24 protein-coding genes are annotated in these 22,794 nt (G+C 58.5%); 18 read left to right on the plus strand and 6 right to left on the minus strand.

Features of this window, described 5'->3' with window-relative positions:
• The first annotated feature begins 46 nt into the window (after nucleotides 1-46).
• The 5 genes from ACLTXB_RS10665 (at nucleotide 47) to gltA (ending at nucleotide 6,228) form a co-directional block, all read left to right on the plus strand.
• Nucleotides 47-793 carry an EFR1 family ferrodoxin gene (locus ACLTXB_RS10665; RefSeq protein ID WP_008981005.1) on the plus strand — a complete coding sequence of 249 codons (747 nt, stop codon included), beginning with the start codon at nucleotides 47-49 and terminating at the stop codon, nucleotides 791-793.
• 6 nt (nucleotides 794-799) lie between these two features.
• Entirely contained in the window at nucleotides 800-1,795 is a 996-nt protein-coding gene (locus tag ACLTXB_RS10670; RefSeq protein ID WP_428226969.1) for an asparaginase, read from the plus strand.
• Nucleotides 1,796-1,937: 142 nt separating this feature from the next.
• The gene (locus ACLTXB_RS10675) at nucleotides 1,938-3,878 is read left to right on the plus strand and encodes a bifunctional metallophosphatase/5'-nucleotidase (RefSeq protein WP_428226970.1); all 1,941 of its coding nucleotides are present in this window, start codon (nucleotides 1,938-1,940) and stop codon (nucleotides 3,876-3,878) included.
• Between the two features lie 123 nt (nucleotides 3,879-4,001).
• Nucleotides 4,002-4,850, plus strand: a complete 849-nt coding sequence (locus ACLTXB_RS10680; protein WP_040649014.1) for a sulfide/dihydroorotate dehydrogenase-like FAD/NAD-binding protein — start codon at nucleotides 4,002-4,004, stop codon at nucleotides 4,848-4,850.
• On the plus strand, nucleotides 4,843-6,228 hold the full coding sequence (gene gltA, locus ACLTXB_RS10685; RefSeq protein WP_302667298.1) for an NADPH-dependent glutamate synthase: 1,386 nt from the start codon (nucleotides 4,843-4,845) through the stop codon (nucleotides 6,226-6,228). Before ACLTXB_RS10680 ends, gltA begins: the two co-directional genes overlap by 8 nt.
• 46 nt (nucleotides 6,229-6,274) lie before the next feature.
• On the opposite strand, the gene ACLTXB_RS10690 is transcribed toward gltA, so the two are convergent.
• Complete coding sequence (locus ACLTXB_RS10690) at nucleotides 6,275-7,156, minus strand: DMT family transporter (RefSeq protein ID WP_428226971.1); 882 nt, start codon at nucleotides 7,154-7,156, stop codon at nucleotides 6,275-6,277.
• Nucleotides 7,157-7,356: 200 nt separating this feature from the next.
• On the opposite strand from ACLTXB_RS10690, the gene ACLTXB_RS10695 reads away from it, so the two are divergent.
• From ACLTXB_RS10695 to ACLTXB_RS10715, 5 genes are all read left to right on the plus strand, one after another.
• On the plus strand, nucleotides 7,357-8,292 hold the full coding sequence (locus ACLTXB_RS10695) for a DMT family transporter (protein WP_008981001.1): 936 nt from the start codon (nucleotides 7,357-7,359) through the stop codon (nucleotides 8,290-8,292).
• Nucleotide 8,293: 1 nt separating this feature from the next.
• Nucleotides 8,294-8,668 (plus strand): thioesterase family protein, encoded by a 375-nt coding sequence (locus ACLTXB_RS10700; RefSeq protein WP_428226972.1) that lies wholly within the window; start codon nucleotides 8,294-8,296, stop codon nucleotides 8,666-8,668.
• A gap of 277 nt (nucleotides 8,669-8,945) precedes the next feature.
• Nucleotides 8,946-9,869: a LysR family transcriptional regulator gene (locus ACLTXB_RS10705; protein WP_162598958.1), complete on the plus strand. Its 924-nt coding sequence runs from the start codon at nucleotides 8,946-8,948 to the stop codon at nucleotides 9,867-9,869.
• 22 nt (nucleotides 9,870-9,891) lie between these two features.
• A complete protein-coding gene (locus ACLTXB_RS10710; protein WP_428226973.1) occupies nucleotides 9,892-11,268 on the plus strand; it encodes a PLP-dependent aminotransferase family protein in 1,377 nt (458 codons plus the stop codon).
• 166 nt (nucleotides 11,269-11,434) lie between these two features.
• Entirely contained in the window at nucleotides 11,435-12,859 is a 1,425-nt protein-coding gene (locus ACLTXB_RS10715) for a VanZ family protein (RefSeq protein ID WP_428226974.1), read from the plus strand.
• A gap of 71 nt (nucleotides 12,860-12,930) precedes the next feature.
• Here ACLTXB_RS10715 and ACLTXB_RS10720 read toward each other — a convergent pair whose 3' ends face one another.
• On the minus strand, nucleotides 12,931-13,491 hold the full coding sequence (locus tag ACLTXB_RS10720) for a DUF4364 family protein (protein WP_008980996.1): 561 nt from the start codon (nucleotides 13,489-13,491) through the stop codon (nucleotides 12,931-12,933).
• 183 nt (nucleotides 13,492-13,674) lie between these two features.
• On the opposite strand from ACLTXB_RS10720, the gene ACLTXB_RS10725 reads away from it, so the two are divergent.
• From ACLTXB_RS10725 to ACLTXB_RS10750, 6 genes are all read left to right on the plus strand, one after another.
• Complete coding sequence (locus ACLTXB_RS10725; protein ID WP_008980994.1) at nucleotides 13,675-14,511, plus strand: hypothetical protein; 837 nt, start codon at nucleotides 13,675-13,677, stop codon at nucleotides 14,509-14,511.
• A gap of 214 nt (nucleotides 14,512-14,725) precedes the next feature.
• A complete protein-coding gene (locus ACLTXB_RS10730; protein ID WP_428226975.1) occupies nucleotides 14,726-15,172 on the plus strand; it encodes a hypothetical protein in 447 nt (148 codons plus the stop codon).
• Nucleotides 15,165-15,647: a hypothetical protein gene (locus tag ACLTXB_RS10735; RefSeq protein WP_428226976.1), complete on the plus strand. Its 483-nt coding sequence runs from the start codon at nucleotides 15,165-15,167 to the stop codon at nucleotides 15,645-15,647. Before ACLTXB_RS10730 ends, ACLTXB_RS10735 begins: the two co-directional genes overlap by 8 nt.
• The gene (locus ACLTXB_RS10740; protein ID WP_008980991.1) at nucleotides 15,647-15,871 is read left to right on the plus strand and encodes a hypothetical protein; all 225 of its coding nucleotides are present in this window, start codon (nucleotides 15,647-15,649) and stop codon (nucleotides 15,869-15,871) included. The genes ACLTXB_RS10735 and ACLTXB_RS10740 overlap by 1 nt, the downstream gene beginning before the upstream one ends.
• 81 nt (nucleotides 15,872-15,952) lie before the next feature.
• A complete protein-coding gene (locus ACLTXB_RS10745) occupies nucleotides 15,953-16,282 on the plus strand; it encodes a hypothetical protein (protein ID WP_428226977.1) in 330 nt (109 codons plus the stop codon).
• The gene (locus ACLTXB_RS10750; RefSeq protein WP_428226988.1) at nucleotides 16,279-17,100 is read left to right on the plus strand and encodes an N-acetylmuramoyl-L-alanine amidase; all 822 of its coding nucleotides are present in this window, start codon (nucleotides 16,279-16,281) and stop codon (nucleotides 17,098-17,100) included. Before ACLTXB_RS10745 ends, ACLTXB_RS10750 begins: the two co-directional genes overlap by 4 nt.
• A gap of 87 nt (nucleotides 17,101-17,187) precedes the next feature.
• Here the strand turns inward: ACLTXB_RS10750 and ACLTXB_RS10755 are convergent, their stop codons facing one another.
• From ACLTXB_RS10755 to ACLTXB_RS10770, 4 genes are all read right to left on the minus strand, one after another.
• Nucleotides 17,188-17,901 (minus strand): hypothetical protein, encoded by a 714-nt coding sequence (locus ACLTXB_RS10755; RefSeq protein ID WP_428226978.1) that lies wholly within the window; start codon nucleotides 17,899-17,901, stop codon nucleotides 17,188-17,190.
• A gap of 210 nt (nucleotides 17,902-18,111) precedes the next feature.
• Nucleotides 18,112-19,320 carry a DUF2812 domain-containing protein gene (locus ACLTXB_RS10760; RefSeq protein ID WP_428226979.1) on the minus strand — a complete coding sequence of 403 codons (1,209 nt, stop codon included), beginning with the start codon at nucleotides 19,318-19,320 and terminating at the stop codon, nucleotides 18,112-18,114.
• Nucleotides 19,321-19,345: 25 nt separating this feature from the next.
• Nucleotides 19,346-20,638 (minus strand): DUF2812 domain-containing protein, encoded by a 1,293-nt coding sequence (locus tag ACLTXB_RS10765; protein WP_428226980.1) that lies wholly within the window; start codon nucleotides 20,636-20,638, stop codon nucleotides 19,346-19,348.
• 47 nt (nucleotides 20,639-20,685) lie between these two features.
• On the minus strand, nucleotides 20,686-21,000 hold the full coding sequence (locus ACLTXB_RS10770) for a PadR family transcriptional regulator (protein WP_428226981.1): 315 nt from the start codon (nucleotides 20,998-21,000) through the stop codon (nucleotides 20,686-20,688).
• Nucleotides 21,001-21,139: 139 nt separating this feature from the next.
• Between ACLTXB_RS10770 and ACLTXB_RS10775 the strand changes: the two genes are divergently transcribed.
• Both ACLTXB_RS10775 and sigE read left to right on the plus strand, forming a co-directional pair.
• Nucleotides 21,140-22,033, plus strand: coding sequence for a sigma-E processing peptidase SpoIIGA (locus ACLTXB_RS10775; protein WP_428226982.1), 894 nt, complete (start codon nucleotides 21,140-21,142; stop codon nucleotides 22,031-22,033).
• Nucleotides 22,034-22,041: 8 nt separating this feature from the next.
• Entirely contained in the window at nucleotides 22,042-22,761 is a 720-nt protein-coding gene (gene sigE / locus ACLTXB_RS10780; protein WP_428226989.1) for an RNA polymerase sporulation sigma factor SigE, read from the plus strand.
• Nucleotides 22,762-22,794: the final 33 nt, after the last annotated feature.

Below are 22,794 nucleotides of genomic sequence, written 5' to 3' on the forward strand. Positions count from 1 at the left end.
CAAGAGGGCCGCGCGGCCCTCTTTTTAAACGAAAGGGGAAGAACATATGAATGCGATTGGTGCTTATTTCAGTCCTTCGGGAGGAACGAAGCGGGCCTGTGAGCTGGTAGGCGGCCTGTTTGATGCAAAAGAGTATGTGAATCTGGGAGGCCGGACCCGGGCGCAGCGGAACTTCAGCAAGGACGAGCTGCTGGTGCTGGCGGTGCCAGTGTACGCCGGACAGATGCCTGCGGTGCCCGGACTGCTGGACGGCCTGAAGGGGGAGAACACCCCTTGCGTCATTCTGGCCACCTACGGCAACCGCCACTATGACGAGACTCTGGCCCAGGTTAAGCGCATCCTGGGGGAGCAGGGCTTCCGGTGCGCCGGAGCTGCGGCGGTCATCACCCCCCACATTTTTGCCCCTACCTTGGGGGAGGGTCGCCCGGACGAGAAGGACACCACCGTTCTGGAGCAGTTTGTCCAGGGTGTGAAGGAGAAGCTGGCGGAAGAGAACTGGGCGGAAGCCGCCGTGCCCGGCAACCCCAATCCTCCGCCCAAGCCCGCTGTGCCGGTGAAGAAGGACCGGGACTGGGACACCTGCCTGGGCTGCGCCATCTGCGCCAAGGCCTGCCCCACCGAGGCCATGGACCTGAAGACCCTTATGTGGGCGGACGATAAGTGCATCAGCTGCATGTCCTGTGTCTCCGCCTGTCCCACCGGAGCTTTGGGCTTTAACAGCTCTCTGCTGGCCCAGAAGCTCACCGCTAATTTCTCTGCCCGCCGGGAGGTGGAGACCTTCCTGGAGGGTTAATTGTCCATGAAGAAGATCCTTATGCTGGCCACCGGAGGCACCATCGCCTCCAAGGACAGCGGGCAGGGACTGACCCCCGCCATTACTTCCCAGGAAATTTTGAGCTATGTGCCTGCCATCGGCCAGCTGTGCCAGGTGGAGGCCATCCAGCTGATGAACCTGGACAGCACTAACATTACTCCCCGCCACTGGCAGGAGATGGCCCGGGCGGTGGAGGAGTACTATGACCAGTACGACGGCTTTGTGATCACCCACGGTACCGATACCATGGCATACACCGCCGCCGCCCTGTCCTACCTCATCCAGTATTCGGAAAAACCCATCGTCATCACTGGTTCTCAGAAGTCCATCTGTCTGGAGAACACCGACGCCCGGCTCAACCTGTACAACAGCTTCCTCTACGCCGCGGCGGAGGGTTCCCACGGGGTGAGTCTGGTCTTTGACGGCAAGGTAATTCTGGGCACCCGTGCCCGGAAGGAGCGCACCAAGAGTTTTAATGCGTTTTCCAGCGTGGATTATCCCGAGCTAGCTGTCATTCGGGATGGGAAGCTCATCCGCTATCTGGCCGAGTTGGAGTACCGGCCCAGGCCGGTCTTCTATCATGAGATGGAGGAGCGGGTGTTGCTGCTGACCCTGATCCCCGGCATGGGGGCCGATGCGCTGGAGGCCCTGCGGGACCGGTATGAGGCGGTGATTTTGCAGAGCTTCGGCGTGGGCGGTCTGCCCGGCGGCGCGTCGGGGCCTCTGGCCCGGGCCATGGAGTCCTGGCTGGAGGCGGGCAAGACCATCGTCATGATGACCCAGGTGCCCTACGAGGGCAGCGATATGGAGGTCTATCAGGTGGGCTATCAAGTAAAAGAGAAATATCAGCTGATGGAGGCCTATAACATGACCCTGGAGGCGGCCACCGCCAAGCTGATGTGGGCGTTGGGACAGACCCGGGAGAGCGGACAGGTGCGGCAATTGTTTGAACAGCCGGTACAATTTGACCTGATCCGTTGAAATTACCTTAAAAAATAAAAATAAACAGAAACGAGCGGAATCCAGAGAGGGAATCAATGGATTCCGCTCTTGCTTATTTGGGGATTTTGTGGCAGAATAGGGAGCGATGAAGCTCATATGGAAGTGTAAAGGAGGCGCTGCTGTGAAGAGATTGCGGGCTGCTGCGGCTATAATACTGGTGCTGCTGCTCTTGTGTGCTGCCCTGCCCTGCGCCGTCCTGGCTGTGGGGGAAGGGGAGAGCCATGAGACCACAGTGCTCTTTACCCACGACCTCCACTCCCATTTTCTGCCCCAAACGGCTGCCGACGGCGGAGAGTCGGGGGGCTATGCCCGGCTGGCTACCGTGCTCCGGCAGGAGCGCGCCCAGCATCCCGACGCTTTGACGCTGGATGGCGGTGACTTCTCCATTGGTTCCCTGATCCAGACTCTGTACACCTCAAAAGCGCCGGAGCTGCGTACCATGGGAGCCCTAGGCTATGACGCCACCACCGCCGGAAACCACGAGTTTGACCACGAGGGACTGGGTTTTGCCCGGATGCTTACCGCCGCCCGCACCAGCGGGGATACGGTGCCTGCTTTGCTCATGGCAAACTACAAGCTCTCCGATGATAACCCCGACCAGCTGGATATCCAGCGGGCGATGTCGGCCTACGGGGTGAAGGACTATATGCTCCTGGAACGGGGCGGTATCACCTACGGCATTTTCGGTCTGATGGGCACCGACTCCGATGACTGCGCCCCCACCCCCGGTTTTACCCTGGAGAACCCCATTGAGGCTGCCAAGCGGTGTGTGAAGGCTCTGGAGGAGCAGGGCGCCCAGTTTATTATCTGCCTGTCCCACGGCGGCACTAACGTTAAGGAGAGCAAGTCGGAGGATCAGCAGCTGGCCAAAAAGGTGGACGGCATCGACCTCATTATCTCCGGCCACACCCACACTACCCTCACCGAGCCCATCGTAGAAGGGGATACCTATATCGTCTCTGCCGGGCCTTACTGTGAGAACCTGGGCTCCATCACTCTGGAGTGGACTGAGGACGGGGAGAAGACCCTAAAGGATTATCACTTGACACCCATTGATGAGACAGTAGCGGAGGACCAGACCATCGCCACCTTGGTGGAGGGATGGAAAAATCAGGTCAGCTCCAGCTATCTTGCCTCTTATGGCCTGAGCTACGACCAAGTGCTCACCACCAGCGACTACGACCTGCCCAAGCCCCAGAACAAGGACCGGGTGGATAACGCCCTTGGAAACCTGGTGGCCGATGCCTACCACTGGGCCTCCACCACACTGGTGGAAGACGCCCCCGATGTGGAGACGGTGGCGGTGGTGGCCGACGGGGTGCTGCGGGCCTCTCTCTACAAGGGGAATATTACCACCTCCCAGGCCTTTGACGTACTGTCCATGGGCGTGGGAGAGGACGGAAAGTCCGGCTATCCCCTGGTATCCTGTTACCTCACCGGCAAGGAGCTGAAAGCGGTGATGGAGGTGGACGCCTCGGTGTCCCCCATCATGACGGGCACCCAGCTCTACATGTCCGGCGCTCAGTATTCCTTTAATACCCACCGGCTGATTTTCAACCGGGTGACCGGTGCTCAGCTGGAGGAGCCGGCTTACGCCGTCAATTTCGGGTCCCAGAGCCTGTCCAAGCTGGAAAACGACAAGCTCTATCGGGTGGTTTCCGGGATGTACTCCGCCCAGATGCTGGGCACCGTGAAGGACAAATCCTTCGGTATCCTGTCCATCGTCCCCAAGGACGAGAACGGACAGCCCATTACTGACTTCTCCACCCGGATCCTCCGGGATAAAAACGGCAATGAGATCAAAGAGTGGTACGCCCTGGCGGCCTATCTCCAGAACTTTGGCACCGACGGGGTCCCCTCCCACTATGAGGTGGGCAGCTGCAAGACCATCAGCACCAGCTGGAACCCCATCGAGCTGGTGAAGAACCCCAGCCTGTTTTCCATAGGACTGGTGCTGGTTCTTATCCTGCTGGTGGTTTTGGTCGTCTTCCTGGTGCGGACCCTCATTCGCCGGGGCCGGAGAAGACGGGGCGGAGGCTACCGCCGCCGGCGATTCCTGTAAGGGAAGATCCCTTTCCTGATGTTGTTGTCCCTGCGCGGCTGGGCCGCGTATACATATAAGAAACGCAGGGAGGCGCTCTGACGCAAGCCGGAGGACCGAAGTGCGGTTCGAGGAGGAAAAACAGTGAAACAGTATGAGATCGCAAAGAAGAAGGTGCTCACGCCGGAGATCAGCCAGATCTCCGTCTACGCACCGCTGATCGCTGCCAAGGCAAAGGCCGGTCAGTTCATCATCCTCCGTGTGGATGGGGAGGGGGAGCGTATCCCTCTGACCATCTCCAGCGCGGCGGATGACCTGGTCACCGTGATCTACCAGAAGGTAGGCGCCACTACGTTGGCTCTGGATCAACTCAATGAGGGCGATTGCCTGCACGACTTTGTGGGCCCTCTGGGTGAGCCGACCCATGTGGAAGGATACGGTCGCGTGGCGGTCCTGGGCGGCGGCCTGGGTTGTGCCATTGCGCTGCCGGTGGCCAAGGCCCTGCACGAGGCCGGCAATCAGGTAGACCTGATCGGCGGCTTCAAGACCAAGGATATCGTCATCCTGGAGGAGGAGATGGGCAAGGCCTGCACCGACCTGCACATCTGCACTGACGACGGCACCTACGGCTACCACGGTTTTGTCACCGGGAAGCTGGAGGAGCTCATCAACAGCGGCGTGAAGTTTGACCACGTGTTCGCTATCGGTCCTCTGATGATGATGAAGTTTGCCTGCAAGCTCACCGAGAAGTACAACATCCCCACCACCGTCAGCATGAACCCCATCATGATCGACGGCACCGGCATGTGCGGCGGCTGCCGGCTGACTGTGGGCGGCGAGGTGAAGTTTGCCTGCGTGGACGGCCCCGACTTCGACGGCCATCAGGTGGACTTTGACGAGGTTATCGCCCGCAACGCCACCTATCGTGATTTTGAGTCCAAGGCGAAAGAGGCCCACCTCTGCCGTCTGGGAGGAGGTGCCCTCAATGGCTAATATGCAGATGAACAAGACCCCCATGCCCGAGCAGGAGCCCCAGGTACGTAACCACAACTTCCTGGAGGTGGCTCAGGGCTACACCGCCGAGCAGGCCGTCAACGAGGCCAAGCGGTGCATCCACTGCAAGAACCCCGCCTGTGTCTCCGGCTGCCCCGTGGGCATCCCCATCCCTGATTTCCTGGCTAAGGTGGCGGAGGAGGACTTCGCTGCTGCCTATGAGATCCTCTCCAACGCCAACGCGCTGCCCGCCATCTCCGGCCGCGTCTGCCCCCAGGAGAACCAGTGCGAGGGCAAGTGCGTCCGCGGCGTGAAGGGCGAGCCCGTGGCCATCGGCCGCGTGGAGCGCTTTGTGGCCGACTGGGCTGCCGAGCAGGGCATCGCCAATGTGGCTACCGCTCCCAAGAACGGTCACAAGGTGGCCGTCATCGGTTCCGGTCCTGCCGGTCTGACCTGCGCCGGTGAGCTGGCCCGTATGGGTTACTCCGTCACCGTGTTCGAGGCTTTCCACACCGCCGGCGGCGTGCTGACCTACGGCATCCCCGAGTTCCGTCTGCCCAAGGCCATCGTGGCCCGTGAGGTGGACAACCTGGTGAAGATGGGCGTGGACATTGAGCTGAACATGGTCATCGGCAAGATCCTCACCATCCCTGAGATCTTTGAGCGGGGCTATGAGGCGGTGTTCATCGCCTCCGGCGCCGGCCTGCCCATGTTTATGAAGATCCCCGGCGAGGGCCTGGTGGGCGTGTACTCCGCCAACGAGTACCTCACCCGCATCAACCTGATGAAGGCCTACAAGGAGGGCAGCCCCACTCCTATCCTCCACAACCAGAAGGTGGCCGTGGTGGGCGGCGGCAACGTGGCCATGGACGCTGCCCGGTGCGCTAAGCGCCTGGGCGCCGAGGTCCACATCATCTACCGCCGTTCTGAGGCCGAGCTCCCCGCCCGTGCCGAGGAGGTCCATCACGCCAAGGAGGAGGGCATCATCTTCGATCTGCTCACCAACCCCGTGTCCATCGAGGGCGATGAGAAGGGTCATGTCCAGTCTCTGACCTGCATCCGCATGGAGCTGGGCGAGCCTGACGCCTCTGGCCGCCGCCGTCCCGTTCCCGTGGAGGGCAGCGAGTTCAAGGTAGAGGCCGACGCGGTCATCATGGCTCTGGGCACCAGCCCCAACCCCATGAGCACCAAGGGCACCGAGGGCCTGGAGAAGACCCGCAAGGGCTGTGTGGCTGCCGACGAGAGCGGCAAGACCAGCCTGGAGGGTGTGTATGCCGGTGGCGACGCTGCTACCGGCGCGGCCACCGTCATCCTGGCCATGGGCGCTGGCAAGCATGCTGCCAAGTCCATCGACGAGTACATCAAGAGCAAGGGTTAATCCCTTTGAAAAAAGAGGCACAGGCGTTTTGCCTGTGCCTCTTTTGCTATTTTTTCCGGCGGCGGAAAAGAAGTGAGAGATCTGTCTCCATGACCAGCAGGCTGGCAAGCAGCAGCAGTCCGCCGAAATAGGCCTGGGGCGTCAGCACCTCGTGGGCGACAAAGAAGGCCAGAATGGAATTGAATACCGGCTCCAGACAGAAGATGACCCCCACGTGGGAGGCAGTGGTATACTGGAGGGCGACAGCCTGGATGAGAAAGGCCGCTCCGGTGCAGAAAAGGGCAAGGATCAGCACGCTGCCCCACACCGCCGGGCTGCGGGGGAGGGCGGGGGTCTCAAAGATCAGAGACAGGATCAGCATGCCCAGACCGGCAAAGAGCTGCTGGTAAATGCCCAGTTGGAAGGCGTTGATCTCCTGGCCTGCCACGCCCCGCTCGGTGATCAACAGGTAGGCGGCGTTGGAGACGGCGCATAAAATACATAGGATATCACCCAGGGCGGGGCGCAGAGCGCTGGACAGGGTGAGCAGAGCGATGCCTGTCACCGACATGACCAATACCACAAACAGCTTCCGGGACGGGCGGGTGCGGAAGAAGAGGTAGTCCAGAAGGGGGGTAAAGACCACCGTCATGGCGCAGAGAAACCCAGCGTTTGTGAGGCTAGTGTACTTTACCCCGAAGGTGTTAAAGGAGTAGATGCTTAGCAGAGCCGCCCCGGTACACAGGCTCAGCTTCAAGGTGGCGCGGCTGGGCGAGCGCAGCCGCCGGAAAAACAAAAGCCCGGCGGCAGCAAAGGCGATGAGAAAGCGCAGGGCGTTGAGGGTGAACGGCCCCAGTTCTCCCAGCGCCAGGTCGGTGAGCAGATAGGAAATTCCCCAGAAAAAGGTCACCAGGACCAGCATCAGGTCGGCCTTTACCTGCGTGCGCATAAGAAACATCCTCTCCAGAAAGAAATGGTTCAAGGAAATGGGGGAGTATCCGGCCATATTGTACCATATTACAAAAATAAGTGGAAGGGGAAAGAAAAAATACACGTCTATGACAAAAGAAAAGGCCGGGCCGCCTTTACATAGACGGTCCGGCATGGTACACTGACAGGGAAAGCGCGCTGAGAGAGAGGAGAAGGGACATGGAATCAAAGCTTTCCTTTGGCCATCTGGCGGCCCTGTTTACGGTGGTCAACTGGGGGACGACGTTTATTGCTACTAAAGTGCTGTTGGAGGCGTTTACCCCGCTGGAGATCTTGATTTTCCGTTTTGTGCTGGGCTATGTGGCCCTGGCGGTGGCTTGTCCCCGGCGGCTTAAGGTGGGGGACTGGAAGAAGGAGGGGCTGTTTGCCGCGGCGGGACTGACGGGTGTGTGCCTGTACTACCTGCTGGAGAACATTGCACTGACTTTCAGCACCGCCTCCAACGTAGGCGTGATCGTATCTGCCTCGCCTCTGTTTGCCGCCCTGTTCTCCCTGGTTCTGAGCCGGGGAGCGGACCGGCCCAAGTGGAATTTCCTGGGCGGTTTTCTGCTGTCTATGGGCGGCATCTGCCTCATCAGCTTCAACGGCAGCCAGATGTCTCTGGACCTGCGGGGTGACCTGCTGGCGGTGATCGCCGCCATGGTGTGGGCGGTGTACTCCCTGCTCACCAAGAAGATCGGCAGCTTTGGCTGGAATGTGATTCTGACGACCCGGCGCATTTTCTTTTATGGAATTTTATTTATGATCCCGGCCTCTGCCTTCCTGCCCTTCCGATGGGACTTGGGGCGACTGGCCAACGGAAGCTATGCCGCTATGCTCCTCTATCTGGGGCTGGGGGCCTGCGCCATGTGCTTTGTCACCTGGAACTACGCCATCAAGACCTTGGGACCGGTGAAAACCATGGTATATATTTATCTGGTGCCGGTGATCACCGTGATCTGCTCGGTGCTGATCTTGCATGAGACGGTAAACGTCCTGTCCGGGGTGGGCACGGCCCTGACCCTGGCAGGCTTGGTCCTCTCTCAGTGGGACTCCCTGAAGGCCCTGCGGGCCGGGAGTGCCGGGGAGAGCGAAGCGACAAAGGAGGAAGTATAATATGGAAAAGCCCACCGAATACACCCTGACCTGGGAGGTCACCGACGAGATGACCGCCAAGCGCATCGGCAGCGCCGGATCCAAGATCCTGTCTACCCCCAATATGGTGGCCCTGATGGAGGGGGCCGCGCTGGAGCTGGCCAAGGCCTATCTGGACGAAGGAATGACCACCGTGGGGGCGGAGATCCACTGCCGCCATCTGGTGCCCACCCCTGTGGGGATGAAGGTAAGCGCTACCGCCCGACTGCGGAGCATCGAGCGGCGGAAAATGTGGTTTGACCTGGAGGTCTTTGATGAGAAAGGCAAGTGCGGAGAGGGCTCCCACCTGCGTATCATGGTCACTCCGAAAGGAATTCAGAACAAAGCGGGACAATAAAAGCAAACTGGGAGCAGGTAAAACCTGCTCCCAGTTTACTTGAGAGGAGTTGGCGTGATAGCCATAAGACCCATTGAGGGAAAGAAACCACACGAACGCCGGACAGGGATGGATGGAACTGCCCCGCGTTGGAAGGGGTGTGGGGAAACGCACAAAACATCCGGGGTACTCCCGGAGACAAGCTAAGAATACCACATCCCGAAATAAAAATAAAATACATATCATATTGTGCTTACCATATTTTTTTGATATGATAACTCCCAAAGGGGGAGAGACCATGGATCTTCGTACGCTGCGGTATTTTACCGTGGTTGCCCAGGAACGGAATATCACCCGGGCGGCGGAAAAACTGAATATGAGTCAGCCGCCTCTCAGCCACCAGATCCGCTGTCTGGAGGAGGAACTGGGTGTACAGTTGTTTGTGCGGGGCAAGCGCCGCCTGGAACTCACCGATGACGGCGCCCTGCTGCTGCGCCGGGCCAAGCAGATTCTGGAGTTGACGGAAAAGACTGCTCAGGAGCTGCGGGAGCGGAGAAACCAGGTGTCAGGTACGTTGTATCTGGGAATGGTGGAGGGGCAGGCCCCCTATCTGGCCGCCGGTTGGATTGCCGGCTTTCGGAAACGCTGCCCTCTGGTACACTATAACCTGTGGAACGGCAGCAGCGACGATGTGCTGGACCGTCTGCGCCAGGGCCTGGCCGATCTGGCCATTGTGGCTGCCCCCTACGACACGGAGCGTCTGGAGGGCTTTCAGGTGGGAGAGGAGCCGTGGGCCGCGATTCTGCCCTTGGAGAGCGCCCTGGCCCAGGAGCCAGGGGACACCATCCCCCTGGAGCGTCTGGTAGGACAGCCTCTGATTGTTCCCTCCCGAGGGTCCCGGGTGCAGGCTATCCGCCGGTGGTTTCAGGAGATTGGTGCGGAACCCGATCTTCTGTGTACCATGTCCAACTATGTGGACGCGGTGGCGCTGACGGAGCAGGGAGTGGGCATCAGCATCTTTCCCCAGACCGCCCAGACCCCCAGCGCCCTGGTGCGGGTGAAGGTGATCACCCAGCCCGCCCGGCGGGTGGAATATGTGCTGGTGTGGAACCGGGAGGGACCCTCCTCCCGCCTGGTGCGGGAATTTATCGCCTGGGTGCGGGAGCAGACCGGGAGCCGCCTGCCTGGAGACCAGGCGGAATATGACGAGGTCGTCCTATGATGACACGGAAGGAGAGAGGAGCATGCTGACCTATTCCCTGGAGGAGCGGGGAGATCTGCCTCTGTACGACTATCTCAGCCGCCGCATCAAGGAGGATATCTGGGCGGGGGTGCTCAAGCCGGGGGAGAAGCTGCCCTCCAAGCGGGCTCTGGCCCGGAACCTGGAGGTGTCGGTAGTTACAGTAGAAAACGCCTATGCCCAGCTGGTGGCGGAGGGCTACCTGTACACCCGAGAGAAGAGCGGCTACTTCGTCAGTGCTCTGGAGACAGGGGCACGTCCGCCCCCTGCCCGGACCATGCCCTTGCCGGAGGAGCCGGAGGGGGAGTGGCTGCTGGATCTGCGCAGCGGCGGTTCGGGTACCGAAGGGTTTCCCTTTGCGGTATGGGCACGTCTTCTCCGCCGGGTCATCTCGGATGAGGGGGAGCGGCTGCTGAAAGTATCCCCCCACAGCGGAGTGCCCGAGCTGCGCCAGGCCATTGTGGGCTATCTGCGTCAGTTCCGGGGCATTGACGTGTCCCCGGAGCAGGTGGTGGTAGGAGCTGGTACTGAGTATCTCTACAACCTGATTGTGCAGCTCCTGGGACGGGACAAGGTCTTTGGCCTGGAGCAGCCCGGCTATCCCAAGGCGGGCAAGGTATATGCCCTCAATGGAGCCAAGTGTGTCCCTCTGGCCATGGACGAGCAGGGGGTGCGGGTGGAGAGCGTGGAGGACAGCGGAGCCCAGGTGATCCATCTGTCCCCCTCCCACCAGTTCCCCAGCGGAGTGGTCACCCCCATTGCCCGGCGGCAGAGCCTGCTGCGCTGGGCACAAAAGGGGGAGGGACGGTACATCATCGAGGACGATTACGACAGTGAGTTCCGCTTTACAGGCCGTCCGATCCCTACTCTTCAGAGTATCGACCGGAGCGGGCGGGTCATCTATATGAACACCTTTTCCCGCACCCTGGCTCCCTCGCTGCGTATCAGTTACATGGTGCTTCCCCCAGCCCTGCTGGAGGACTACCACCGCAGACTGGGCTTCTATTCCTGTACCGTTCCTGCCATGGAGCAGTACACCTTAGCCCGTTTTCTCTCCGGCGGCGGGTTTGAGACCCACGTCAACCGGATGCGGGTCTTTTACCGGGGGCGGCGGGACCGGGTGCTCTCTGCCCTGGAAGAAAGTCCCTTGAAGGGCCGCTATGCGGTGCGGGGAGAGGATGCGGGGCTTCACTTCCTGGTGGGGCTGGATACCCGGCGCAGCGACCGGGAGCTGGCCCGGCTGGCTCAGGAGGCGGGCATCCGCCTGTCCTTCCTTACCGATTACGGAGGAGGAGAGGAGCACTGGCTTGTGGTCAACTACCCCGGCGCCGATCTGGAGCGGTTGCCCCAGGCGCTGGAACGTCTGGCAGTTTTGTTGTAAAAAACGGTCCCCGGCCAATGAAGCCGGGGACCGTTTCATCGTTTCAATATGCATGAATGAGGAGGCATACGGAATTAAGAAGAAGTTAAGAAAAAAGAGGACTATTTCATGCTATGATGGTAATATCCCGGAATATCATTGAGGACGCAGAGAGAGAAGGTCCGCCATGAACGATTTCATTCAGTATATTCTCTACTTACTTCAGCGAGGGATCTGCTTTGTTGTACCGGCAGTTTTACTTTGTGTGCTGGTTTTAGCGGCTGGATGGGGGATTTCGAGGGAAAAGGGATGCCGCTTTCCGTGGCGGCGGGCGATTGCCCTGTTGCTGCTGATCAGCTGGCTTGGACTGACCTTGTTTGTTACGTTGTTTCGAGGTGAGCCTGGGGCTCGGCAGTGGAATTTTCATTTTTTTCTGGCATGGAGAGAGGCCTGGAACCAGTTTGCCCTGCGCGCGTGGCTCAATGTGCTGCTGAATATCGCGCTGTTTGTTCCGTTGGGCACTTTGCTTCCGCTGCTGGCCCGGGTGTTTCGAAAATGGTATGCCGTCCTGCTGGCGGGATTTGGATCCTCCCTTGCCATTGAGTTGGTGCAGCTGGCTACCGCAAGGGGAATGTTTGATGTAGACGATTTGTTTACCAATACCCTGGGGACAATGGTGGGATGGAGCATTGTCATGCTGATTTTGAGCGTGCTGGAGCGGAAAAATGGATGGAAAGTCCAAACCCTTGCCTATCTATCCATACCAATGGCTTTGATTCTGGTGCTTGCGGGGATTTTTGTGGGCTATGCAGTAAAACCGTATGGTAATTTGCAGGATGCGCCTGTGGTTACGGCAAACCTGAAGAATGTGCGATGGGAATTGGAATTTACCCCGCAGGAGGAGCCAGTCACAGCCTGGGTATATAAGGTGGGACGGTTGGACCAGGCGGCATGTGAGCAATTTGGGACTCAGTTTGCTCAAAAAGCAGGATTTTCCGTCGAAGATATCTATTACTATGATGATACCATTTGGTTTGGCAACCACTCCAGCGGAGACTTCCTTTTTGTGAATCGATTGGACGGCACCTGGGAGTATAATCTTGGCAGGAAGACCACCCCAGTATTTGATGTACACCCTGAAGAAATCCGGTCAGAGGATGTATTGGACGCTCTGTATCAGTTGAGGATAGAAGTTCCCGAGAATATACAATTTACCATCCAATCTCCAGACAAAAATGAGTTTTTTACAGCGAGTGCAGAAGTGGAATTGGTTCCCGGAGCAGAAAAGCAATGGTACGGTACATTGCAGTGTGATCTGCACTACCAAGACGGAAAAACAGAGCTGGACCAAATCGATTACCGTATTGTCACGCTTTTGCCGTGCAGGGAGGAATCCATTTTAAGGCCTGCGCAAGCCGTACAGGAGCTGTACGACGGCCATAGCTTCTACGGGGAAATACTGGAGTATTACCAGGTACCTCAAGTCACGGTCCTTTCCTGCGTGTTGGAGTGGAAAGCGGATACAAAGGGCTTTTATCAGCCGGTCTATCGTCTGGAATTGCAGCTTCAAGATCAAGAAAGGATGACAGATTATGTCTCTGCACTGAAATGACATAGCTCTGTTGAAAAGCGCTCTATGATTTGAAACAAAAACAGCCGCAAGCAAGCTGCTTGCGGCTGTTTTTACGCTTCTTGTTCCGAAGATGAATCAGATTCTTCCTGGGAATGGCGTACCAGCAGAGCCATGATCTCGTGGTAGATGGCCTCGGGGGACTGCTGGAACTTACTGGTGAGCGTTTGCCCCTGGGCTAGAGAGGGGGAGATGAGCTTGAGCTCCATGAGAGGACCAGCCTCGTCGGCCAGATAGAGCCGGACGGTACAGGTCCCGTCCTCGTTGGGCTGCAGACCGGTCTGCACCTGGGCCTGGCGCATGAGGGCGTCGTTGAGCTTGACCAGATTTTCATCGCACCGCAGACGCACGGAGTAGGGCAAGCTGCTCTGGCAGATCTCGATGTTGCGCCTACCCTTTTCGGTGATGGAGTAGAGCTCTCCGTTCAGAGAGAGATGCTCCGTCTCTGTGAGGTGATTGACTGCCTCTGTGAGGGAGAAGTAGTCTACCCCCGCATCGCACAGGGCCAGATCCAGCAGCTGCAAAAAGGTGATGGGAGCCACGGCGCGGTCCATAATGTACAGCACCAATAGCTTCAAATCCATTTCATTTTGAATAAATCCGGTCCGGGACATGGGGTCCTCCTCCTTCCAAAGGCTCATACAAAAGTATTATACCCAAAAACGCAGCCAAGGACAAGGGCTCTTTTCCGGTGGTTTGGGCCGCACCAAAAAATTTTCCGGTCATAGTATGAGGTGTACCCGGCGCGGCCTGCCAGGGCCTTGCCGGGGCCATCCAGAGCTTAGGAGGGATTCCATATGCCTGAAAAGGTCGTGCCCGGTCCCGTGAGCGACGAGCGCCGCATTCGGGAGGCCGTGTGCATACACACGAAGAAAATTTTTGATTCCTGCAAAGATAAGGATTGTATCGAGGACCTGCGGGTCTACCCCACCCGGGGCTGCCAGGAGGTCATCGACCGGGCAGTGTCGGTAAAGGCTGGCTGCGCCGAGCTGCTGTACGCGTACATCGATGTGGAGCCGGTCACCTTCAACCGGGGATTCTACACCGTGGATGTGCGGTACTTCTACCGCATTACCGCCGATGCCTTTGTGGGAGCCGCCCGGCCGGTGGAGATCACCGGTCTGGCCGTGTTTGACAAGCGGGTGATTCTCTTTGGCAGCGAAGGAAGCGCCAAGGTGTTTACCTCCACCGGGAAGAACTGCGGCAGCGATATCCAGGGCCTGCCCGCCACCACTGCTCCCACCGCTGTGGTGGAGTCGGTGGACCCCATCATCCTGGGAATGAAGCTGGTGGAGGTATGCCAGTGCCATCATCACGACAACTGCTGCGAGATTCCCCCTGCTGTGTGCGCCTGCTTCCCCGAGGAGCTGGTCACCGGCGGCGATGTGCACCGCCTGTTTGTCACCCTGGGTCAGTTCTCCATCATCCGTTTGGAGCGGGATACCCAGCTGCTCATGCCCGCTTACGACTACTGCATGCCCGAGAAGGACTGTGACTGCGGCTGCGACTGCCGTCAGGAGGACCCCTGCGAGCTGTTCCGGAAGGTCCAGTTCCCGGTGGGCGAGTTCTTCCCGCCCAACCACTGTCCGGCTCCCAAATCGGTGGAGTATCAGGACGTACGGGGCTGCTGCTGAACTTGTGCCCCATGCAAAGACACGACTTCGGTCGTGTCTTTTTTTATGCCTGAATTAAAGAAAGAAGCTATACAAAATATTATACACGGTTTCTGTGCAGAAGGAATGGAGGAGGGAGATACACAAAAAATTTGCGTACAAGGAGCACGGAAAGATACACCAAAGCTGCTCTGCCCACCCAGGTTGAACCTATGTGCAGAAAGGAGCAAATACGATGAGTCTTTATGGCACCAAACTTCAAATCGGCGGTATAACCTGCGGCATCGTCATGCGGGGGAGCGGCAACGGCAAGTACCTGGCAGTGTTCGAGCGGGAGTTTGCCTCCCTGGAGGACATCGAGGCCATCTCCTGGGACAAGCCTGAGATCCAGGGGGAGTGTATCCTGCCTGTGGGCTATGGCTTTGAGGTAGCGGACATTCGATACAGCGCAGCGACCCGCAGCTACACGGTGGAGCTCCAGGTGGCCCAGCAGTACCTGGGAGACGTGGCAGGCTACGAGGCCCAGGTGAGCGAGCTGGAGAGCGCTGTGGCTGAGAAGGAGGCCACCATTTCCCAGCAGGCCCAGGAGTTGGAGAGCAAAGAGGCCACTATCCAGAGCCAGCAGGAGACCATCCAGGCGCTGGAGGCAGCGTATGAGGAAGGAGTGGAAAGCAATGGCTGATATCGTGACCATGGCCCAGGAGGAACTGAAAGCGAGAGGCGCGGCTGAGGCGGCCGCCCTGGCGGCCAAGGCGGTGGAGGGGAGCGCCGATGGTACGGAACTGATCGACCATGAGGAGATGGTCCCCACCTGGCGGCAGCGGGACTATTCTTCCGTCTCTGTGGGGACTCCCTACAAATGGCAGGGACAGGTGTACAAACTGTGGCAGCAGCACGACGCCACAGAGCAGCCTGACTGGTCCCCTGACCAGGCGGTGAGTATGTGGGATGTATGCCACACCACCGATCCCGTCAAGGCCAAACCTTACACCGCACCTCAGGGGTCCCGGGGGATGTGGCAGGAGGGGGAGTGCTGCGTGGAGCAGGAGCATGTATGGCGCTGCAAAAAGGACAGCACCGTCTATCCTCCCTCTCAGCTGCCTGACTCCTGGGAGGATCTGGGGAGCACGGAGGACGTGCAGGAGGTGGCCCTCTAATGGACCTGACCAGCCTTGCGGTAGCGGGTATGTCTCTGGTGGGCACATTGGCAGGCACCTTTGGGGGTATTCTGGTGTCCAACCGGCTAACCAACTACCGCATTGAGCAGCTGGAAAAGAAGGTGGCCGAGCACAACAATGTAGTGGAGCGCACCTACAAGCTGGAAGGCCAGATGACCGAGGTGCAGCACGACATCCGGGACCTCAAGGGAGTGAAAGGATGAGGGATGTGCTGAGAGATCGGTTCAAAACGTGGCGTAAATACAAAAAGCGGCCGGACAGGCCGGTGGGAGAGGAGGAGTGAAATGTCTGAACTGATGGATTATCTGCCTGTACTGCTCACGGCGGTACTGGGTTTGACTTTGATGACCAATGTCATCGTGCAGGTGCTCAAGGGCCTGCTGTATGATCGTATTCCCACAAATTTGCTGGCGTTTCTCACTGCAGCAGTGGTTACGGCGAGCACCGGCTTTGCCCTGTGGTCCTACTATGGGTTTTCCATTACGGGGTGGATGATCGCTGGTTTAATTGGCCTGTGCTTCCTGGTGGCCTTTGCAGCCATGTACGGCTATGACAAATTGGTGCAGATGGTGGAGCAGGCTGGGTGGCTGAAAAGCGGGGAGAAGAGGGCGTGAAGTGGTATCAACAGATCTTGACCCGGAATGACTGCTACCGGGCCGGACAGACTATCGTTCCGGTTGGAGTAATGGTACACTCCACCGGAGCGAACAATCCCCGCCTGAGCCGGTATGTTCCCGGCAGTGAGGAGATCGGTTGGAACACCGGCGGCAATCACTGGGATAGGTCGGGCACTGGGGCCTGCGTCCATGCCTTTCTCGGAAAAATGGCTGACGGCAGTGTAGGGGTGGTGCAAACCCTGCCTTGGAACATGCGGGGCTGGCACTGCGGCAGGGGTAGCCGGGGCAGCGCTAATGACACACATATCTCCTTTGAACTCTGCGAAGACGGTCTGGAGGACGCCGACTACTTTGGCAAGGTGTATCAGACGGCAGTGGAGCTGACGGCAGACCTGTGCAGACAGTACGGTCTGGACCCAGCAGCAGATGGAGTGGTGATCTGCCACAGCGAGGGGTACGCGCGGGGAGTGGCCAGCAATCACGCCGATGTGATGCACTGGTTTCCTAAGTTCGGCAAGAATATGGATACCTTCCGGGCCGATGTGGTCCAGGCGATGAAGGGAGAGAATGAGATGACAGAGGAGCAGGTGCGGGCCATTGTCCGGGAGGAACTGGCCGCCCAGGAGGCAAGACGGGCGGCGGAGCCGGCAGACGACTGGGCCAAGCCCTACATCGAAACGGCGATCCAGGCCGGTATCTTAGACGGTGTAGAGGATGGACAGGGCGGGATTACCATTGCCAGACCCAAGTCAAATCCAACCCGGGAGGAGATGGCCACCATGGGGGTGGCACTGCTGAGAAGTAACCGGAGCTGAAATCCGTTTTATACAACGGAAAAAAGAGAAGAAGGGCGCCCGCTTTGCTGCGGGCGCCCTTCTTGTGCATATGGGAATCGGGCTGGATTAGAAGATGGGGTTACAACCAGCATATCCCAGTGTGCGAGAAGACTTTTTTGTTGCTTTTGCTACACGCAGGATTAGGTAGGTGCCAAAGATCACAGTGTAGGCAATGATATCTGGGATTTTTTTCTCCCAATTGGGGATGAACAGTACCATAACATGAATATACGTCAGAGCAAAGAACAGGTAGGCCAGCCGCTGCAATCTTTTCCAACTGCCGGCAGACATTTTGCGGCGAACAGATGGAAAAGAAGTCATCATCAAGGGAAGCATGATGCAGATCATTAGAATTGAGAGAACAGCGGCGAGCAGAGTTTGAGGCTTCATCGCCCAGGGATTTGTAAACAGATTGACAAAATGCTTTTTCCCATAGATGATGTTGTGTCCCAGGGTCAGGATGCAGGCAAGGATGGATAGCTGGCCACGGATACCCATCAGTTTTCTGACAAAGAGATGCTTGCTGTCCAATGCACCAAGGTACATGACGATAATAAACAGCACAGTTGAGAAGGCGCCGCGTTTAAAGGGGTTTACGATGTAGGCAGTAAACCATTGAGGCGCTATATCGTGGATGCCGAATTGATAATAGATTACCTCAGACAGTACGAGGAAAAAGGCAATCCCATAAAATATACCAGGATGCCGTCGGATCGCGGTATGACAGGAAAAAGCAAAGATGAGTGCCAATACCAAGGAGACCAGAATATAGAGATACATACCATTCCTCCAGTGAAAAATTAGTTAGCATTAGCTAACCTGCGGAGAGTATATATCATATGCAATTATAAGTCAACTATTTTGTTGCATAATTCAGAAAAATAATGACATACGGGAACAAAATGGGATGATTTGTTTAAAGTGCAAGAGAATGTATGATATAAAAAATGGCCGCTTTTGCGGCCATTTTTTATATTGGGAAAGGAGCAGTCAGGATAACATGGCAGCGATCTCAGGCAGGTGATCCTCCAGGTCCTGAGGACCCCGGTAGCTCAGAGACACAGTCCGTCCGTTTCCGGCAGCCACAGCGTACTGATAGACACTGTTGGGGTTATAAGCAGTGGCCAGATAGTCCGTCCCCTCCACCTGATGTTCCGTCACCGTCCACGGACCAAGAGACGCCTCGTCTACCTGCCGGGTGTTTTCCTCGTGGGTGGTCAGGTAGTTCATCAGGTCCCTAGCCAGAGGCCGGTCCAGGGCTGGGAAGAGGGGACGGTACCAGTGGAGCGTCATATGCACCGAGATCTGGTCTTTGACGATGCTGCCACTCTGTCGTACCTCCCACCGGGTGGGGCACAGGAGGGTCATATCCCATTGACAGGAATTGAGAATGGTAACACCGTCGACTTCCAAAAGATCGGGGCGGTAGGATTTTCCCTCCCACTGGGTAAGAAGGACCGGCTCAAAGTCTCCGGGACGGCCTTCCGTCCCCAGGGACCAGCGGGTTTGCGGGTGTGGAAGCAGCCAATAGGCCAGAAGAGCGCACAAAATCAGAGGCGTGGCAACCAAAGCGAGCCCATTGACTGCCCTGCGGCAGCGGGAGGCGGAGGGGATGGGGGTCAGAGGAATGCCTGCCTCCAGATGGGTGATCATGCGGTGTACCCGCCGCCAATCCAACAGGGCAGGAATCATCTTTATCAGTTGGATGAGGCCAAGGAAAAGACCGATGTTGGCAAGCGTGCCCTGGGCCAGAGCAACAAGAGGAGAACCATAATTCAGAATTCCCAAAAGAAAGAAGAAAAGGAAAAGTACCAGCATCCAAGCCAAAAAGGAGCACCCGCGCTTGATTTGGCTCTCCAGCTGTCTTAGAAGTTGGGCGTGGGTCTGGGGGGCGGTGTGAGGTTCCGGAGCGTAGGGGTCTCGGGTACAGAAAAGAAACAGAGGCCCACTGCGGCACACATAGTCCCACCCCATCTCGCGGTAGAGAGTGAGCAGACCGGGGACGGGGTCAGGATCCCGGTCGGTATTGCAGTAGTCCAGACGGTAGCGGACCGTGTGTGGGGTATCGCGGGTAAAGGTGCAGATCTGAGCGCCATATTGCTTGAGATATAGTCCCTTGGCGGCCTGCTCCTCCAGCCAGCTCTCCAGGCCGGGAATGTCGTAGGAATGTACAGCAGTCAGCTTGCGGATGTATTTCATAAGAATTCCTCCGTTTCGCAGAGAGTCAATCCTCCGCCAGACGCTGGACCAGCAGCTCCAGAGCGGCCTTGCTGTCCACCGCGCCGGAGCAGTGGAGCACAAACACCCGATCGTCTGCCCAGCCGATGTAGAACGTATGTGGGGCGGTTTGGTTGGAAACCTGGGAAATAAAGCGGGTCAGGCCGTCCAGACCAGGATAGGACAGGGCTTCCTCCTGGAACTCGCCATAGGCGTTTGGAAGACTGGGGTGGAGGTAGGGCGCGTTTTTCTCCCAGTTGAGACGATAGAGCTCCAGAGAGCGGTGTTGGGAAGCCACCCGGCCCCGGTATATCCCCTGCGCCAGAGTGGGGGAGAGGGTCTGCACCGACTCCTGGTAGAGCCGGGTCTCCTGCTGGACGGCATCTCCCACCCGCACCATACCGCCCTGGGCCACGTCGTACTGCTCGGGGGCCAGCCACGAGCGGTCGAAGGTGTCGGAGGAGAGAACCCCCTGGTGAACATAGTCTTGGAACGTGGCCCCGGCAGGGAGGACCTCCTCCAGGGTAACGTGAGGGAAGGCCCATTCCTCCGGTCCAGAGAGGGTTTTCGTGCGCATGGTACCCGACAGACCCAAACAGCCCAGATAAAGAACCAGAGCGCCTAAAAGAGACCAGTCCACCAAGTTGTGGAGAGGCTCCGGGTAGCGGCGTGGGCGGGGAATGGGCTGCTCGCCCCGGCGCAGGCGGGCCCGAATCCGACGCACGCCCCGCAGGGTGTTGATCCCATGAAACAGAGCGTTGAGGATTAGAATCAACAGGATAGCATAGAGGGGGATCAGCACGTCTGAGTGGAGAATCAGTTCCATGACCACGGCCTCCCGCTCATGTAGCAGCCGGGGCCACTCGTCCTGAAACAGCACCGCAGCCCACACCAGCCAGAACAACAGACGCAGACAGGCTATCCGCACCTGCTTTTTCATGGCCCAGGACAGGCTCTCCAGATCGGTGTAGAGGTCCGGAGCCTGGGGATCATCGCAGCGGTAAATGGCGTAATAATTCTGGATTTTGTCCACATAGTGCCACCCCAGTTCCTGGTAGCCGGCCTCCTGTTCCCGCAGTTTTGCGATGCCGAAATGTTCCTGGATGGGGTCCAGACAGTAGCGGGCGTGGACAGCCGACGAGTCCTTCCGGAAGATCACCCTGCCGATGAACCAGAACCCCGGCCACTTTTCCAGAGCATAGCCCGCCTGGGCCTGCTCGTTGAGCCAGTCCTGAAGTCCGGCAAAATCCCACAGGGGACAGGGAAGCCATTTTTTGATCTGATGTGTCTTACGCGCCATGGGTAACCCTCCTTTCAGGTTCCACTGCCGTTGGACCGGAGTTCCAATCACAGGCCCTCTTCCTCCTCCGCATCCCTCAGGCAGGCCCGCAGCCGCTCCAGCTCCTCCGCATAGGCCTCCCGGCCCTTGGCGGTGAGGCGGTAGGTGCGTTTGCGGCCCTCCACTTCGATCTCTTCAATCAGTGTTTCATCCTGAAATTTATTCAGCAGGGTGTACAAGGTTCCCGGTCCCAGCTTTACTCGTCCCCGGGTCTTTTTTTCCACAAAGGCGGCCACGTCGATGCCGCACATCTCCCCGTGGAGAAAGGCCATAAGCACGTAAAACATAGGCTCGGTGAGCGGGCCGCGGCTCTTGCCTCCCATGGCGTCACCTCCTAATATCGCGTTTCGATATCGTCTAATGATATTATAATATCGCCCCTCGATATTGTCAACGGGCGGCGAAAATTCTCCCCTGGGCGACACCGGGTTGTGACGGCTTTCGTTGGGGAGAGACACTATAATGGACGGTGTTGACAAGCAGGGGGAGGAGGAAGAGACCATGACCGTGATCTATGTAGACACCCTGTTTCTGCTCAACGCCCTGGTGGACTACCTGCTGCTGCTGTGTGCCGCCCGGCTGGCAGGGGAACCCTTGAAGCGTCTGCGCTTTGCCCTGGGAGCAGTGCTGGGGGGAGGCTATGCGGTGGCCATCTTCCTGCCGGGGCTGGGGTTTCTGGAGCGGCCGGCCTGCCGGTTGGCGGCGGCGGTGCTGATGGTGCTGGCCGCCTTTTGGGGCAGCCGGCGGCTGGGGCGGCAGGTGCTGATTTTTTTTGCCCTGTCCTGCGCCTTTGCCGGAGGGGTGTTGGCCATCTCCATGCTGGGCGGCCAGGGGCTGAGCCTGAACCGGGGAGTTATCTACTCGGGGATGGATCTGAAGATCGTGCTGCTGTCGGCAGCAGGGTGCTACGCGGTGCTGTCGCTGCTGCTCCAAAAGGCTGTAAGGCATACTAGCTTTACGGGAGAATTGAAGGCGGTGCGCCTGGAGCTGGAGGATCGGACGGTAGAGCTCACTGCCCTGACCGACACAGGCAATACCCTCACGGACCCGGTGACCGGCCAAGGGGTGATGGTGGCCGAGGGAGAGCGGCTGCTGCCTCTGTTTGCTGTCTCACAGCGCCCCAGTGTCCAGGAGCTGCGGGACCCGGCTGGAGCGCTGGAGCGGTTGACCGGAGCGGGAGGCCACTTCCGCCTGCTGCCCTACCGCGCCGTGGGGGTGGACCGGGGGCTGCTGCTTGCGGTGCGGGTGGACCGGGCCGTGGTGGACGGAGAGGACCGGGGGGCCATGGTGGTGGCCTTATCTCCCACCCCTGTGTCCGACGGAGGCGGCTATGGTGCCCTGCTGGGGGAATGCTGAAAGGATGGATGGATATGAAAAACGGATGGAAAGCGCGGGTTCTGGCCCTGCTGGAACGGTTGGGGCTTTGGTCGCCGGGAAAAGTGATGTACATCGGGGGCAGCGACACGCTCCCCACCCCGCTGAGCCGGGAGGAGGAGGGGGAGCTGATGGAGCTCCTGCAGCAGGGAGACCAGCGGGCGCGGCAGACTCTCATTGAGCACAACCTGCGCCTGGTGGTCTACATCGCCCGGCGGTTTGAAAATACGGGCATCAACATTGAGGACCTCATCTCCATCGGGACCATTGGCCTCATTAAGGCGGTGGGCACCTACCAGCCTGCCCGGAGTATCAAACTGGCCACCTATGCCTCCCGGTGTATCGAAAATGAGATCCTCATGTATCTGCGCAAGACCTCCAGCCAGAAGACGGAGCTCTCCTTTGATGAGCCGCTGAACACCGACTGGGACGGCAATGAGCTGCTGCTCAGCGATATCCTGGGCACCGACGGAGACCTGGTCATGCGGCCCATCGAGGCCGATGTGGACCGCCAGCTTCTACGTCAGGCCCTGGAGAAGTTGGATGAGCGGGAGCGGACCATCATCACGTTGCGCTTTGGCCTGGGAGGAGGGGATGAGCAGACGCAGAAGGAGGTGGCCGACCGGATGGGTATCTCTCAGTCCTACATCTCCCGGCTGGAGAAGCGGATCATCCAGCGGCTGAAGAAGGAGATGCTGCGCCTGATGTAAGGGGTGGCGCAGGAATTTCCAGAGTGGGACGGG

Source organism: Flintibacter sp. (assembly GCF_046973065.1).

Coding starts and splice junctions, on each gene's coding strand:
- ACLTXB_RS10665 (WP_008981005.1), top strand. CDS start 47: ATGAATGCGATTGGTGCTTATTTCAGTCCTTCGGGAGGAACGAAGCGG.
- ACLTXB_RS10670 (WP_428226969.1), top strand. CDS start 800: ATGAAGAAGATCCTTATGCTGGCCACCGGAGGCACCATCGCCTCCAAG.
- gltA (WP_302667298.1), top strand. CDS start 4,843: ATGGCTAATATGCAGATGAACAAGACCCCCATGCCCGAGCAGGAGCCC.
- ACLTXB_RS10690 (WP_428226971.1), bottom strand. CDS start 7,156: ATGCGCACGCAGGTAAAGGCCGACCTGATGCTGGTCCTGGTGACCTTT.
- ACLTXB_RS10695 (WP_008981001.1), top strand. CDS start 7,357: ATGGAATCAAAGCTTTCCTTTGGCCATCTGGCGGCCCTGTTTACGGTG.
- ACLTXB_RS10700 (WP_428226972.1), top strand. CDS start 8,294: ATGGAAAAGCCCACCGAATACACCCTGACCTGGGAGGTCACCGACGAG.
- ACLTXB_RS10705 (WP_162598958.1), top strand. CDS start 8,946: ATGGATCTTCGTACGCTGCGGTATTTTACCGTGGTTGCCCAGGAACGG.
- ACLTXB_RS10710 (WP_428226973.1), top strand. CDS start 9,892: ATGCTGACCTATTCCCTGGAGGAGCGGGGAGATCTGCCTCTGTACGAC.
- ACLTXB_RS10715 (WP_428226974.1), top strand. CDS start 11,435: ATGAACGATTTCATTCAGTATATTCTCTACTTACTTCAGCGAGGGATC.
- ACLTXB_RS10720 (WP_008980996.1), bottom strand. CDS start 13,491: ATGTCCCGGACCGGATTTATTCAAAATGAAATGGATTTGAAGCTATTG.
- ACLTXB_RS10725 (WP_008980994.1), top strand. CDS start 13,675: ATGCCTGAAAAGGTCGTGCCCGGTCCCGTGAGCGACGAGCGCCGCATT.
- ACLTXB_RS10730 (WP_428226975.1), top strand. CDS start 14,726: ATGAGTCTTTATGGCACCAAACTTCAAATCGGCGGTATAACCTGCGGC.
- ACLTXB_RS10735 (WP_428226976.1), top strand. CDS start 15,165: ATGGCTGATATCGTGACCATGGCCCAGGAGGAACTGAAAGCGAGAGGC.
- ACLTXB_RS10740 (WP_008980991.1), top strand. CDS start 15,647: ATGGACCTGACCAGCCTTGCGGTAGCGGGTATGTCTCTGGTGGGCACA.
- ACLTXB_RS10745 (WP_428226977.1), top strand. CDS start 15,953: ATGTCTGAACTGATGGATTATCTGCCTGTACTGCTCACGGCGGTACTG.
- ACLTXB_RS10755 (WP_428226978.1), bottom strand. CDS start 17,901: ATGTATCTCTATATTCTGGTCTCCTTGGTATTGGCACTCATCTTTGCT.
- ACLTXB_RS10760 (WP_428226979.1), bottom strand. CDS start 19,320: ATGAAATACATCCGCAAGCTGACTGCTGTACATTCCTACGACATTCCC.
- ACLTXB_RS10765 (WP_428226980.1), bottom strand. CDS start 20,638: ATGGCGCGTAAGACACATCAGATCAAAAAATGGCTTCCCTGTCCCCTG.
- ACLTXB_RS10770 (WP_428226981.1), bottom strand. CDS start 21,000: ATGGGAGGCAAGAGCCGCGGCCCGCTCACCGAGCCTATGTTTTACGTG.
- ACLTXB_RS10775 (WP_428226982.1), top strand. CDS start 21,140: ATGGACGGTGTTGACAAGCAGGGGGAGGAGGAAGAGACCATGACCGTG.
- sigE (WP_428226989.1), top strand. CDS start 22,042: ATGGATATGAAAAACGGATGGAAAGCGCGGGTTCTGGCCCTGCTGGAA.